Source organism: Sphingomonas jatrophae (assembly GCF_900113315.1).
GTDB lineage: Bacteria > Pseudomonadota > Alphaproteobacteria > Sphingomonadales > Sphingomonadaceae > Sphingomonas_P > Sphingomonas_P jatrophae.
The window spans coordinates 451,398-463,247 of sequence record NZ_FOZG01000001.1 but is presented as its reverse complement, the minus strand read 5'-3'; the positions used below and the strand labels follow the sequence as shown (position 1 = coordinate 463,247).

Annotated in this window: 20 protein-coding genes; 19 read left to right on the top strand and 1 reads right to left on the bottom strand. The window is 66.9% G+C overall.

The features are described 5' to 3' along the window. Positions 1–26 precede the first annotated feature (26 nt). The 6 genes from BM360_RS02165 to BM360_RS02145 all read left to right on the top strand — a co-directional run bounded on the left by BM360_RS02165 (position 27) and on the right by BM360_RS02145 (position 3,284). Positions 27–347: an Ogr/Delta-like zinc finger protein gene (locus BM360_RS02165; RefSeq protein ID WP_093310061.1), complete on the top strand. Its 321-nt coding sequence runs from the start codon at positions 27–29 to the stop codon at positions 345–347. A 411-nt stretch (positions 348–758) separates the two neighbouring features. Further along, entirely contained in the window at positions 759–1,352 is a 594-nt protein-coding gene (locus tag BM360_RS02160) for a helix-turn-helix domain-containing protein (protein WP_207544514.1), read from the top strand. Positions 1,353–1,405: 53 nt separating this feature from the next. Continuing rightward, entirely contained in the window at positions 1,406–1,753 is a 348-nt protein-coding gene (locus BM360_RS02155; protein ID WP_093310059.1) for a hypothetical protein, read from the top strand. Positions 1,754–1,801: 48 nt separating this feature from the next. Next, positions 1,802–2,245: a hypothetical protein gene (locus BM360_RS19450; protein WP_165611177.1), complete on the top strand. Its 444-nt coding sequence runs from the start codon at positions 1,802–1,804 to the stop codon at positions 2,243–2,245. A gap of 44 nt (positions 2,246–2,289) precedes the next feature. Continuing rightward, positions 2,290–2,817, top strand: a complete 528-nt coding sequence (locus tag BM360_RS19445) for a JAB domain-containing protein (protein WP_165611176.1) — start codon at positions 2,290–2,292, stop codon at positions 2,815–2,817. Next, a complete protein-coding gene (locus BM360_RS02145; RefSeq protein WP_242653271.1) occupies positions 2,814–3,284 on the top strand; it encodes a winged helix DNA-binding protein in 471 nt (156 codons plus the stop codon). The genes BM360_RS19445 and BM360_RS02145 overlap by 4 nt, the downstream gene beginning before the upstream one ends. 5 nt (positions 3,285–3,289) lie before the next feature. Here the strand turns inward: BM360_RS02145 and BM360_RS02140 are convergent, their stop codons facing one another. Then, entirely contained in the window at positions 3,290–3,955 is a 666-nt protein-coding gene (locus BM360_RS02140) for an XRE family transcriptional regulator (protein ID WP_131819157.1), read from the bottom strand. Positions 3,956–4,039: 84 nt separating this feature from the next. Between BM360_RS02140 and BM360_RS20095 the strand changes: the two genes are divergently transcribed. The 13 genes from BM360_RS20095 (at position 4,040) to BM360_RS02080 (ending at position 11,838) form a co-directional block, all read left to right on the top strand. Beyond that, complete coding sequence (locus BM360_RS20095) at positions 4,040–4,369, top strand: transcriptional regulator (RefSeq protein WP_093310050.1); 330 nt, start codon at positions 4,040–4,042, stop codon at positions 4,367–4,369. After that, the gene (locus BM360_RS02130) at positions 4,366–4,848 is read left to right on the top strand and encodes a hypothetical protein (RefSeq protein ID WP_093310044.1); all 483 of its coding nucleotides are present in this window, start codon (positions 4,366–4,368) and stop codon (positions 4,846–4,848) included. The genes BM360_RS20095 and BM360_RS02130 overlap by 4 nt, the downstream gene beginning before the upstream one ends. 162 nt (positions 4,849–5,010) lie before the next feature. Then, complete coding sequence (locus BM360_RS02125; RefSeq protein WP_093310036.1) at positions 5,011–5,190, top strand: hypothetical protein; 180 nt, start codon at positions 5,011–5,013, stop codon at positions 5,188–5,190. Continuing rightward, positions 5,187–7,889: a toprim domain-containing protein gene (locus BM360_RS02120; protein ID WP_242653270.1), complete on the top strand. Its 2,703-nt coding sequence runs from the start codon at positions 5,187–5,189 to the stop codon at positions 7,887–7,889. Before BM360_RS02125 ends, BM360_RS02120 begins: the two co-directional genes overlap by 4 nt. A gap of 15 nt (positions 7,890–7,904) precedes the next feature. Then, positions 7,905–8,045 (top strand): hypothetical protein, encoded by a 141-nt coding sequence (locus tag BM360_RS19440; RefSeq protein WP_165611175.1) that lies wholly within the window; start codon positions 7,905–7,907, stop codon positions 8,043–8,045. After that, positions 8,042–8,452, top strand: coding sequence for a helix-turn-helix domain-containing protein (locus BM360_RS02115; protein ID WP_093310028.1), 411 nt, complete (start codon positions 8,042–8,044; stop codon positions 8,450–8,452). Before BM360_RS19440 ends, BM360_RS02115 begins: the two co-directional genes overlap by 4 nt. Beyond that, positions 8,442–8,864: a hypothetical protein gene (locus BM360_RS02110; protein WP_131819156.1), complete on the top strand. Its 423-nt coding sequence runs from the start codon at positions 8,442–8,444 to the stop codon at positions 8,862–8,864. The genes BM360_RS02115 and BM360_RS02110 overlap by 11 nt, the downstream gene beginning before the upstream one ends. Continuing rightward, entirely contained in the window at positions 8,861–9,109 is a 249-nt protein-coding gene (locus BM360_RS02105) for a hypothetical protein (protein WP_093310018.1), read from the top strand. Before BM360_RS02110 ends, BM360_RS02105 begins: the two co-directional genes overlap by 4 nt. Continuing rightward, positions 9,106–9,303 (top strand): hypothetical protein, encoded by a 198-nt coding sequence (locus BM360_RS02100; RefSeq protein WP_093310011.1) that lies wholly within the window; start codon positions 9,106–9,108, stop codon positions 9,301–9,303. The genes BM360_RS02105 and BM360_RS02100 overlap by 4 nt, the downstream gene beginning before the upstream one ends. A 12-nt stretch (positions 9,304–9,315) precedes the next feature. Continuing rightward, a complete protein-coding gene (locus tag BM360_RS02095) occupies positions 9,316–9,606 on the top strand; it encodes a DUF2312 domain-containing protein (protein WP_093310003.1) in 291 nt (96 codons plus the stop codon). After that, positions 9,606–10,103 carry an ASCH domain-containing protein gene (locus tag BM360_RS02090; protein WP_093309997.1) on the top strand — a complete coding sequence of 166 codons (498 nt, stop codon included), beginning with the start codon at positions 9,606–9,608 and terminating at the stop codon, positions 10,101–10,103. Before BM360_RS02095 ends, BM360_RS02090 begins: the two co-directional genes overlap by 1 nt. After that, positions 10,100–10,963: a phosphoadenosine phosphosulfate reductase domain-containing protein gene (locus BM360_RS02085; RefSeq protein WP_207544513.1), complete on the top strand. Its 864-nt coding sequence runs from the start codon at positions 10,100–10,102 to the stop codon at positions 10,961–10,963. Before BM360_RS02090 ends, BM360_RS02085 begins: the two co-directional genes overlap by 4 nt. Next, on the top strand, positions 10,963–11,838 hold the full coding sequence (locus BM360_RS02080; RefSeq protein WP_093309995.1) for a hypothetical protein: 876 nt from the start codon (positions 10,963–10,965) through the stop codon (positions 11,836–11,838). Before BM360_RS02085 ends, BM360_RS02080 begins: the two co-directional genes overlap by 1 nt. The last annotated feature ends 12 nt before the right edge of the window (positions 11,839–11,850 follow it).

Sequence of the window (11,850 nt, the reverse complement as noted above, 5' to 3'; positions counted from 1 at the left end):
CGCTGCGCGCGGACGAAGGAGGAATTATGAAGGGGGCTTCGAAGCCGCGTTTCCCTGCGATCGATTGTCCGCATTGCGGCAGCCGCGCCGAGGTTCGATCGAGTGAGAAGGTCACGCCTTGCATCCGCGATGTCTGGCTACGCTGTCGCAACGACGACTGCGGGCACCGCTTTGTAGCGCAATTCTCAGTGGTGCGGACGATCACGCCCAGCCTTCGCCCGAACCCCTCCATCGTGCTGCCGGTCTCCGCGGCATACCCGCTTGGCCAACGCCGACCAGCGAATGATGAGGTGCAGGTAGTCGCTCTGCGCGCCGACAATGATCTGCTCACGCGCGAGATCGGCTGAAGACAGGCTGGTCTGGCCGGCTTGTACCGGTATCGTAATGACCTGAGCCGCTGTCCTGCTAAGGCGGTCTTAGCGGCGCCTCAGCTTTCCCTAAGGACGAGCGCCCCGCGCTTCCCAATCGCCCCGAGGCGTTTGTGGACTGGGCCGAAGCGGCCCAGCTACACCGCTGATACGCGGAGCAAACGGGGGGAACAGGATGGTCTGGGACCAACGGAGGCCTGACAGAAAGTCGAGACGTCCGTCATGCCAGTTCTGGCTAGAGCAGGGGCTCGGGCTCGCCGCCATAGTGACTTTATGGGTGTGGTGGCGGTGGGGTTGAGGCCCAGCACTGTGCCTGAGCCGACGTGCAAAGGCCCGCTGCGGGCCGGCAAACGCCAGATGACCCCAGTGGTTAACGCACGTTAGGCATGCTTGCGCCAGTTCGATTCGGCCAGCCATCAGGTCGGCATGGATGCGAGCGCTTACGATAAGCTGACACCCCGCGAACGCGAGCTATTGCGCGCCGCGGCCACGGGTCAGACGGCCAAGGAGATCGGCCGCGAGCTCGACCTTTCGTACCGTACCGTACAGCAAGGGCTGTACGAGGCGCGGGCCAAGCTCGGGCTCGGCAGAAGCGTCGCAGCAGGTCAGGCGCTCCTCGCTTTCGAGGCTTCAAATGCCACCCCTGAACAGATTCAGGTCTTACCCCCTGAACTCGAACGCCTTGCTCCTGAACGGTTTTTTCCTGCAACTCCGATGTCAGACGAACTGCCTGAGCTGCAGCCGTCTGCGGTTACCACCACAGTGCTTCGCGAGCCGTCGGCGATGTTCGAAGGCGCAATGAGCATGATGGTGGAGCCGATTTCCGGCTCGGCTGAGAGGGCCACGCGGGGGACGGATGGACTACACCGAAATCTGTTGCTCATCCTCGCATGGACGCTCGGCATTCCGCTCGTGCTGGCAATCGCAGTCGTCCTCTACCTTGGGGTAACGACCATCGAGAAGATCGCGCTCGGCGCGACCTGACCTGCACATCATCGATGCATGCTGCGCCGCCATCCCGGCGCAAGGGGGAAGCTATGTCTCGTGACGTTCGACCGCTCGCCAACGTGATGGCGCACGATATCTGGGCCGTTGAGTTCAGCCATGATCGGCACCTGGCCAAGACGGCGCATTTCATCGCTACCATGGCGGAGGCGCGGGTGGCCTCTCGTGCACCGGCGTTTGTCGGTCACGAAGCGCTCGTTTGCGCTGGGGAGGCGATCCAGTTGCAACTCGCCGCGCGGGCAAAGCTCGTCGAGTTGCACGAGCGACTGCAGGACGTGGCCGGTCAGGTCGGTGTACCGGAATATGCCGGCTCGGGTGGCCAGAAGCCGGAGCCGGGCACGCCCGAGCCGCGGAGCCCGCGGGAGCTCGAGGCTGCGTAACCGGTAAGCGCTTGATCCGGGAGCGATCCTGCGATCAAGACGGGTGCAATGTTCACGCTCCTGCTCGCCAACTGGGCGCTCGTCTTCATTGTGATCGCCTCTGCGGGACGATGGGGCGCCGCGCCCGAGCGGGCGGGAGCGGGCATGGTGCTCGCGGCTTCGCTACTGAACTTCATGTTCAATGGCGATCCGCGCACCAGCTTCGGCACGCTGCACCTTCCCTTGTTCCTGATCGACGTTGGGCTGTTCGCGGCCCTGCTGTGGCTCAGCCTGAAGGCCTCACGGCAATGGACACTCTGCGCATGCGGCGCACAGCTGGCGGCGGTAATCGGCCATTTGGCCAACGCGTCCGTGCACGCAATCTCACCTTTCACCTACGCACTGCTGACCGGCCTTTCCACCTGGATCGTCATGGTCGCGATCATCGCTGGAACGATCCGACATCAGGTTCGGCTGGCGAAACGCGGTGTCGATCCGTCCTGGCGGACCTGATCCGGCCCGTAGCTGCCGATGTCGCGGATGACTGCGCGGCGCGCTTGCTTGAACGATATCGCTCGCTGCCGGAAGTACTCGCGGCCGATCCGAAGGAGGTTCAGCGGGTTGCCGGATCAGTTGATGGCGTAGGACAGATCGTCGGAAACGTCCGATCTGCGATGCTCCGCTGCCTTGAGGCAGACATCGCCAGTCGGCCAGTCCTCTCGACGTACACCGCCACTATCGACTTCCTGCGGGCGCTTCTTGCGTTCGGCCCAACGGAGCGCGTGGCCGTCCTATTTCTTGACGGAGCCAACGGGCTGCTCGCCGCGGAGATCGTGGCCGAAGGCACCGTGGACCAGGTCGCTCTCTACCCCCGCGAGATCTGCAAGCGGGCGCTTGAGGTCGGCGCGGCAGCCTTCATCGTCGGACACAATCATCCGGGAGGAGGGCTAGACCCGAGCAAGGATGATCGCGCCCTGACCGAGGCCCTCGCCCGAGGTGCGCTGGCGCTCAGCATCACCTTTCACGACCACATCATCGTCTCACGAAAAGGATGGCGTTCCATGCGGGAAATGGGTGTCCTATGAGCCCGCACATTCCGGATATTCGGCGCGTCGTCGAGGCTGCCCTGTCGGCCAACATGGAAGCGGTCCGCGCCCTTAAGCAGTTCGAAGCACGCGGCGCACCCGAACCACGCGGCCAGAAAGCGATGGAGCCACCAACCCCGGGCGCAGCGCTTCGTGCGCGGGCAGAGCGCGCGATCAGGGGGCGCGATCTGCGCGATCGGGTGTTCGATGATCCTGGCCTGTTCGCCGATCCGGCATGGGACATGCTCCTCGATCTTTATGCGTCGGAGAGCACCGGAAAGCCGGTGCGGGTCAGCTCACTCTGCATCGCAGCCAGAGTACCCTCCACCACCGCGCTGCGCTGGATCAGAGTACTTGAGAAGCGTGGCTACGTACTGCGGGAGGACGATCCACACGACCGCCGGGTCTGTCACCTACAGCTGACGGACAAGGCGCGGAAAGCAGTCGAGCGCGTCCTAATGGGATAGCGGCTTCAAAGCCGCCACTTAAGCGCCGAGATCACCTGCCCGACGATCGTCACGTCGTCTTCGGCGACGGAATATGGCGCGTAGATCGCCGCATTGTCCGACACGACAGAGAAGCCGCCTTTTGGCTCCCGCCGAAGGCGCTTCACCAAACCTTGCCCGGCGACGAGGAAGCACCAGACCAAGTCAGGTTGCCGCACCTCAACCCGTGCGCGATCCACGAGAAGCATGTCGCCGTCGCTGATCGTCGGCACCATCGAATCGCCCGAGGTCGGCACCAGCAGCAGCTGATCGAACCGGGTCACGCCATGATCACGCAGCCATTTGCGCGCGAACGGGACGTGATCGACGATGGCGCTCTCTTCCACCTCGCCGCCCCCGCCAAGCGTGAACTCCTCGCTGGCCACCGGCACCAGCACGGAGTCCAGCTGGTTGGCAATGTCCGCTGAAGTTGGACGCGGCGTAGCATCGAGGTTTGGATCCTCGGTCTCGCCGGCGAGGTAAGCTGGCGTCGTCTGCAGCTCGCGCGCGATGACGTGTAGATGCTTTGTCCCTCGAGCAGCGCCCCGGATCAGGCCGTTGATGGCAGACTGGGTCAAGCCGGCACGACGCGCGAGTTCAGATTGGGACATGCCTAGCTGGGTAAGGCGCTCTTGGATGCGAGGTCCGATCACGCTCGCACCCTAAAAGGTTGCTTATAGCGGTCCATGCAAGTTTGCAGGTTGCTAAGGCTATAAGTGTTCTGTTAGGTCGCAGGCATGGAAGCGCTGCTGACACCCGCCGAGGCATTCGAGAAGGCAGTCCGGATCGCCGACGGTCAATCTGCTGCTGGCCGCCTCACCGGCGTGAGCCAATCCGCAATCCACCAACGCCTCCGCGCAAAAAAGGGATGTCGCGCTGAGGACGTGCTCGTTCTGGAGGAGAACACCGGCGTTTCCCGTCACAATCTCCGCCCTGACATTTATCCCCCGCATCCAGCCCGACAGGTCTGCCCCTCCCCGGCCGAACAACACGTAGGGGACGGCGCTCCGGTCGTCCCATGCGTTCGAAGCGCCAGATTGCAGCACGCAGGCGGAGCAAAGGCATGACCAAGCCGCTGCAGCCTCTCACCTTCGAGAATGCGCTCGCTCGCATCGCCAGCCTGATCGGCTGGGCCAGCTGCGCCCAGATCACCGGCGCCAGCGAGCGCACTGTTCGCTCCTGGTCCGAGCGGGACATCCCCGGCCGCGTGCGTCTGGACGCCGCCCTCGCGCTCGACAGCGCCTGGATCGCCGCCGGCGGCGACGGCGCCCCGCTGCTCGAATGCTACGCCCTGCGCGTGGAAGCGGACAGCGTCGCCGTCCGCGCCTGCACCGACGCGCTGCGCCGTCATGCGATCGACGTCATCCGCGCCAATGCGGACGCCGAGGCGGCGCTGGTTGCCGCCACTGCGCCGGGCGCCACCGCCGCCGACTTCATCGTCGCCGAGCGCGAGGTGGAGGAAGCGCATAGCGAGCTTGCCGGCGTGCTGCCGCACCTGCGCGCCGCCGCCGGCCACAATGGGCCAACCAGGGGGGACAGCTCGTGACCGACAAGATCGCCCATCCGCCGCCGGCGAATGACAATCAGGGTCCGCTGCCGAAGGCCGCGCCCCCCACCTGACCGGCTGACCGCCGCCACCCGCACCTGACCGAACCCACCCGGCCGCACCCTGCTGCCGGGCACGCCCTCCGCTTGCCTCAAGGTCTCCATGTCACCGCAACAGGAAATTGACCGCATCCGCGTCCAGGTCGCCAGCCAGGCGTCAAGGCTCCGTCGCCTGCGCCTCGCGGTTGGCGGTGAGACCGCGCGCGAGCTGGGTCTGGCACTCGCCGATCTCACCTCCGCCGCCCGCCAGCTGTCCGCCACCGGATCGGCTGCCCGCCGATGACGATGCGCCCCGACATCATCCGCGACCTGCTGCCGCTGCTGAAGGCGGACTTCGCGTGGAAGCGCGAGCAGGGCGACTGGCTGCAGCAGGGCAAGTGCCCGCAATGCGGCAAGCGCGAGGTCTTCACCCGCCGAGACAATCCCGTGCTGCTGCGCTGCGGCCGTGCCGACAATTACGGCTGGGAAGCAACGACGCGCGAGCGCTATCCCGAGATCTTCGAGACCTTCTCCACACGCTACAAAGTCACGCCGCAGGATCCCACCGCCGCGGCCGACGCCTACCTGTCGCAGGCGCGCCACCTCGACCTGCGCGGGCTCCGCGGCCACTACAGCCAGGAGCATTATTTCGACCGTGAGCGGAACATCGGTTCCGCCACCGTCCGCTTTCCCTTGCCGAACGGCAGCTGGTGGGAACGGCTGATCGACAATGCCGGCCGCTTCGATCGCAAGGCGCGCTTCGCTTACGAGCGGCCATGGGCGGGGCACTGGTGGCAGCGGCCCGACGTCACCTTCGCCGATCTCGCCGCGGCCGAGACGATCTGGATCGCGGAAGGCATCTTCGACGCGCTCGCACTCGAGCAGGCCGGGCAGCGCGCCGTCTCCGCCATGTCGGCGAACGTCTATCCCGAGAAGGCGCTGGCCGAGCTGCGAAAGGCATGCGCCGACAGCGCGCGCCCGCTCCCCAAGCTGATCTGGGCCTTCGATCTCGGCCCCGCGGGCGCCCGCTACACCCGCCAGTTCGTCGAGCGGGCGCGCAAGGAAGGCTGGACCTGCAGCGCCGCGCAGGCGCGCGAGGATGGCGAGGACGGCGCGAAGCTCGACTGGAACGATCTGCTCGTGCGCGATCGCCTCGGCGAGCAGGACCGCACCACCTACCTGTGGAACGGCGACGTGCTGATCGCCGCCAGCCCGGTCGAGAAGGCGACGCTGATCCGCGATCGTCACCGGCTCGGCAGCTTCCACTTCACGTTCCGCAACCGCACCTTCTGGGCGAGCTACAACGCCGCCGCCGTCGAGGAAGCGGTCACCGAGGGGCTCAACTCGATCCGCCGCAAGGTCGAGGATCCCGATCCCGAGCAGATCTCCAAGATCCGCCGCGAAGCCGAGCAGGCTGGACTGTCGATCGAGGAGATCGCCAACTGCGCCTTCCGCACGCTCTATCGCCAGCGAGACGAGGCGACCGACGAGACGTGCTACTTCCTCAGCGTCGACTTCCCGAGCGACCGTCCGAGCGTGAAGGGCGGCTTCAGCGCCACCGCACTGATGACCGCCGCCGAGTTCAAGAAGCGCCTGTTCGCCATCGGCACCGGCGCGATCTGGACCGGCGGCCAGCACCAGCTGGACCGCATCATGCAGCGGCAGACGGTGCGGATTGCCGACGTCCAGCCCCTCGGCTTTACCGGATATAGCCGCGACCACGGCTGCTACGTCTTCGGCGATCTCGCGGTGAAGGATGGCCGCGTCTACCGGCCGAACGGCGACGACTTCTTCGAGATCGGCAAGCTCGCGATCAAGCTCGGCACGTCCGAGCGCCTGCTGACCATCGACTATGATCCCGATCAGCTCGACACCAACTGGATCAAGGATCTCTGGACCGCTTACGGCGCCAAGGGCGTCGTCGTCCTGACCTTCTTCTTCGCATCGCTGTTCGCCGAGCAGATCCGCCGCGATCAGAAGAGCTTCCCCTTCCTCGAAATGCACGGCCTGCCCGGCTCCGGTAAGACCACGCTGGTCGAGTTCCTGTGGAAGCTGCTCGGCCGCGAGAATTACGAGGGCTTCGACCCCGCCAAGGCGACGCCCGCCGCCATGGCGCGCAACCTCGGCAAGGTCGGCAACCTGCCCGTCGTGCTGATCGAGGGAGATCGCCACGAGGATGCCAGCCACGCCCGCCGCTTTGAGTGGGAGGAGCTGAAGACGGCCTATAACGGCCGCACCGTCCGTGCCCGCGGCGTCAAGAATGGCGGCATGGAGACCTTCGAGCCGCCCTTCCGCGGCGCGATCGTCATCGAGCAGAACGAGCCCGTCGCCGCCTCCCGCGCCATCCTCGAGCGGATTATGTCGCTCGGCTTCGACATGGCCGGGTGGAGCGAGGCGACGAAGACGTCGGCCGAGCGGCTTGAGCAATGGCCGATCGAGAAGCTGTCGGGCTTCATCATCGCCGCCGCCCGCCAGGAACAGCAGGTGCTGCAGCGCTTCACCCAGGCGTTCGCCATGCACGAGCAGGCGCTGCTTGCCGAGCGTGCCGTCCGCACCAACCGGCTCGCCAAGACCCACGGCCAGCTGCTCGCGATGCTGGACGCAATGCGGATGCTCGTGCCGCTCACCGACGAGCAGCACCAGCGCACCACCGCGCTGATCCGCCAGATGGCGGCCGAGCGGCAGCTCGCAGTCGACAACGAGCATCCCGACGTCGCCCTCTTCTGGGAGCGGTTCGACGATCTCGAATCCTACGAGACGAACGGCTGCGAACACCCGATCAACCTGCACCGTGATCCACGGATGATCGCGATCAGCCTCGGCGACTTCGAGCAACGCTGCGCCGACCGCCGCTGGCAGATCCCGTCGCACGCCGAGCTGCTGCGCAACCTCAAGACATCGAAGAGCCGCAAGTTCGTGCGGCTCGGCACCGTCAACGGCTCGAATGGCAAGTCGAAGCACTGCTGGATCTTCGAGCGCCCCGCCGCCTCCCCCTCCCGCTGACCAGGAGCATGACTCATGCCGACCCTGTCGCCTGCCCCGTCACCTGCCCCGCCACGTCGCCTCGGCCGCACCGTCGCGATCGTCGCGATCGCCATCGTCCTCGCGCCGGTGACGATCGTCGTCCTGGTCGCGATCGTCATGAAGGACCGGCGATGACGGCGCCGCTCACCGCCGGCGGCTATCTCACCCGCCGCCGCGCCGCCGCCGGCCTGTCGATCGCCGACGTGGCGACGATGCTGGCGACGCACACGGCCAATGAAGGCCCGCTCGCATCGCTGATAGCCCGCATCGAGCAGGACGAGGTCGAGCCTTCCGGCCTGCTGCTCAACCAGCTGCGCGGCGCCTTTGCGTTCGACCATCACACCTACCGCTTCCTGCTGCTCGGCGGCCACGCGCCCCAGCTTTGCCGGATCTGCGCCTGCAGCTGGTGTGATCCCTGCGACGACGAGGTCGCCGGCCCCTGCGCCTGGTCAGACATCGACCCGAGCCTCTGCACCCACTGCGCCGCCCGCATCGCCGCGGCGGCCGCCACCCAGCCCGAAAGGTCCGCCCGTGAAGCATGAACCGATCCTGCCCGGCCTCAAGCCGGCGATGATGCCGTGGGACTTCATCCGCCTCCGCCGCGAGGCCGCCGGCGTCTCCATTCCCGAGCTGGCCCGCCGCCTCGACGACGTTCCAGAGCATCGTGCCGACGTCGAGCGCAACCTGCGCATTTGGGAATCGCCCGGCGTCCGACTGAAGCTCTACCTGCTCGAGACGGTGAACCGCCGCGGCTTCCCGATCGACATCGAGATCTATCGCCAGCTCTGCGAAGATCCCGTCGACCATCACCCGACGCTCTGCACCGGCTGCGCCTGCAGCGTCTGGACGCCCTGCACCACGCGCGACGGTGCCGAATGCCGCCACGAAGAGGACGGCACCTGCACCGCCTGCAAGGAAAAGGCTGAGCGCCGCACCACGCGGAGGGCGGCATGACCGACTTTCGCCAAGGCGTCACGCCCGCCGGGCACGACATGCTCGATCGCCTCGATGCGCTCCGCATCGAGCGTGGCGACCTGTTCCCCTGCCAGCTGCTCGATCTCGGCAAACAGCGCGCGCAGCAGGCGCTCCGCACCACCAGCGCCGACAACAAGCGCGGCTTCGCGCTCGACGCGGCCGCCTTCCTGATCCTCGCTGTCGAGGCGAATGACGCCGCGATCGCCGCCGAGGCGACGCGATGATCCGCGCGCGCCCGTCGCACCAGCCCGGATGCTCGTGCCCGCGCTGCCGCCACGTTCGACGGGACACGCGATCAGCGGCCGTCCTGCTCGCGATCTACGTCGCCGCCGGCGCGATCGGCTGCGGCCTCGCCACCGTCTTCCCGCCTGAAACCACCATCCCCGGCTTCGGCGTGCCCGCCGATCTGCCGCGCTGACCAGGAGTTACCATGCCCGACGCACAGACCAGCCTCGCCGCAGACAGCACCACCACTACCGAGGCCCCGACCAACGTCGCCGCCGATCAGCTCCGCCTCTTCATCGAACGCATCGAGCGGCTCGAGGAAGAGCGGAAGAGCATGTCCGACGACATCAACGACGTCTACGCCGAGGCCAAATCCCAGGGCTTCGACGCCAGAACGATGCGCGAGCTGGTGAAGCTCCGCAAAATGGAGAAGAACGCCCGCGACGAACGCGACGCGCTGCTCGAGACCTATCGCTCTGCCCTGGGCATGGCGTGATGCGGGCGCTCACCATCTGGCAGCCATGGGCTTCGCTCATCATGGCGGGCGCCAAGCCGATCGAGTGGCGCTCGCACCACCGCTGCGGCACCGTCGTCGGCCAGCGCATCGTCATCCATGCCGGCATGCGCCCGCACGAGCGGATCGAGATCGCGCAGCTGCGCATGGCGCTGATCGACGAGGGACGGAAGTACCTCGCCGGTCAGCGCATCACCAGCCCCACAGGCCTCGACATCCCGATCGCGCTCGAGCTGCTGCTGCGCGCTTGGGCGGACCCGTCCGTCCTGCCGCTCGGCGCCGGGCTCGGCACCGCCATCCTCGGCGAGCCGAAGCCCGCCGGCGATCTCGGCTTCCCCGTCGATAGCGACCGGCTCGAGCATTCGAATTGGGGCTGGCCCCTGTCCGACGTCGAGGTTTGGCCCGAGCCGGTGCCGATGCGCGGCGGCCGCGGGCTGTGGACGTGGCCGGTCAACGAGTTCGCGGGAGAGGCGGCGTGAACCGCTACTGCATCGAAGGCCCGGGGCTGATTAGCTTCAGCGGTGGCCGCACGTCGGCTTACATGCTCAAGCAGATGCTAGATACGGCTGGTGGCGCCTTTGCGCCCGACATCCATGTGGTGTTCGCGAACACTGGCAAGGAGCGCGAGGAGACCCTCCGCTTTGTTCACGAGTGTCAGGTGCGCTGGGGCGTGCCGATCCATTGGCTCGAGTGGCGAACTCGGCGCACGAAAGACGATGCCGGCAACGTCATCCCGTTTGACAAACGGTTCGAGGAGGTCGGCTACAACAGCGCGAGCCGCGACGGTAAGCCGTTCGCTGATCTGATCCGCGTCAAAGGATACACGCCCAATGCTGTGACGCGCTTCTGCACCTCGGAGCTGAAGGTGCGCGTGATGAAATGGTTCATGCAATCGCGGGGCTATGAGCATTGGACCAACGTCGTAGGTCTTCGCCACGATGAAGGGCACCGCGTGGCGAAGTCGCGGGCGCCGAACAAAGAGCGGTGGACAGTGGCGCTCCCGCTCGACGACGCCAAGGTGTCGAACCGCGACGTGCGGGCATTCTGGCGCGCTCAAGATTTCGACCTTCAGCTGCTGCCCTTTGAAGGCAACTGCGACGGATGCTTCCTCAAGGCCCGGCCGAAGCTGTGGGAGATCGAACGGACGGCACCGGGCACGCTTCAATGGTGGAGCGATATGGAGCAAGGGCCAGGCAAAGGTCGCTTCGTCACTGAGTATAGCTATGCCGAGCTGATCCGTGACGTTCGGACACAACCCGATCTGTTCGCGGGCGGGTTGTTCCACGCCGATCCCGAGATGGATGCCGAGTGCGGCACGTGGTGCGCAGAGGCCGCCTGATGCCGATCCGCCCCGAACTCCGCGAGCGCTACCCGGCGGACTGGCCGGAGATCAGTCGCTCCATCCGCGAGGACCGCGCGCAGGGCCGCTGCGAGTGCACCGGCCAATGCGGCGCCCATCACCGCGGCTACGGCGCGCCGGCCGCGCGCTGTGCCGCCCACCACGGCCAGCCGCACCCGGTCACCACCTCGCCCGTCGTGCTGACCGTCGCCCACCTCGATCGCGCGCCGGGCAATGAGGATCCCGCCAACCTGCTCGCCATGTGCCAGGACTGCCACCTCGCCTACGATCTCGAGGATCACGTCGCGCAGGCAATGTGGACCGCGTCGCAACGCCGCGTCGAGGAGCGCCGCAACCTCGAGCTGTTCCCGCTGCCGATCGGCCCGGCCGAGCCGCGCCGGGCGCCTGAGCCGACGCTGCCCTTCTACTGGCACATGCTCGCCCGGCTGCTCGATCGGCATGGCGAGACCTGCCGCGTCGTCGGCCGCGGCAAGGTGCAATCGGTCGAGGTGGAGTTTGCGGACGGCCACCGCGTCACGGTCAGCCGCTTCGCCATCGTTCCCCGCCAGATCACGCAGCCGGCGCCGCCGGCGCCCGCGCCCGCGCTGCTAGGCGAGATCCTCGCGCCCCAGCTCGATCAGCCAGGTGGAGCCGCCGGCGGCCTTCCGCACGCCGGCGGCGATCAGCCGGTTGGATCGCTCGCCGATCCAGTCGGCGAACGCCGCGTCGGACAGCTCGGCGCCGACCAGCTCCACCACGAGCGCGCGCTGCACCCGCACGCGGACGGAGGCGCCATTATGCCAGTCGGTCAGGTCGAGCCACGTTCGCGCCATGCCGCCCTCCTACAATCCCGCGGCGCGTGCGGCCACGTATGAGCGCCAAGCTGC

Excerpts from the sequence above, each read along its gene's own strand:
- BM360_RS02095 (WP_093310003.1), top strand. The coding sequence starts at position 9,316 with ATGCCCGACGCACAGACCAGCCTCGCCGCAGACAGCACCACCACTACC.
- BM360_RS02125 (WP_093310036.1), top strand. The coding sequence starts at position 5,011 with ATGTCACCGCAACAGGAAATTGACCGCATCCGCGTCCAGGTCGCCAGC.
- BM360_RS02115 (WP_093310028.1), top strand. The coding sequence starts at position 8,042 with ATGACGGCGCCGCTCACCGCCGGCGGCTATCTCACCCGCCGCCGCGCC.
- BM360_RS02080 (WP_093309995.1), top strand. The coding sequence starts at position 10,963 with ATGCCGATCCGCCCCGAACTCCGCGAGCGCTACCCGGCGGACTGGCCG.
- BM360_RS02130 (WP_093310044.1), top strand. The coding sequence starts at position 4,366 with ATGACCAAGCCGCTGCAGCCTCTCACCTTCGAGAATGCGCTCGCTCGC.
- BM360_RS02105 (WP_093310018.1), top strand. The coding sequence starts at position 8,861 with ATGACCGACTTTCGCCAAGGCGTCACGCCCGCCGGGCACGACATGCTC.
- BM360_RS19450 (WP_165611177.1), top strand. The coding sequence starts at position 1,802 with ATGTTCACGCTCCTGCTCGCCAACTGGGCGCTCGTCTTCATTGTGATC.
- BM360_RS02155 (WP_093310059.1), top strand. The coding sequence starts at position 1,406 with ATGTCTCGTGACGTTCGACCGCTCGCCAACGTGATGGCGCACGATATC.
- BM360_RS02120 (WP_242653270.1), top strand. The coding sequence starts at position 5,187 with ATGACGATGCGCCCCGACATCATCCGCGACCTGCTGCCGCTGCTGAAG.
- BM360_RS20095 (WP_093310050.1), top strand. The coding sequence starts at position 4,040 with ATGGAAGCGCTGCTGACACCCGCCGAGGCATTCGAGAAGGCAGTCCGG.
- BM360_RS19440 (WP_165611175.1), top strand. The coding sequence starts at position 7,905 with ATGCCGACCCTGTCGCCTGCCCCGTCACCTGCCCCGCCACGTCGCCTC.
- BM360_RS02165 (WP_093310061.1), top strand. The coding sequence starts at position 27 with ATGAAGGGGGCTTCGAAGCCGCGTTTCCCTGCGATCGATTGTCCGCAT.
- BM360_RS02090 (WP_093309997.1), top strand. The coding sequence starts at position 9,606 with ATGCGGGCGCTCACCATCTGGCAGCCATGGGCTTCGCTCATCATGGCG.
- BM360_RS02145 (WP_242653271.1), top strand. The coding sequence starts at position 2,814 with ATGAGCCCGCACATTCCGGATATTCGGCGCGTCGTCGAGGCTGCCCTG.
- BM360_RS02100 (WP_093310011.1), top strand. The coding sequence starts at position 9,106 with ATGATCCGCGCGCGCCCGTCGCACCAGCCCGGATGCTCGTGCCCGCGC.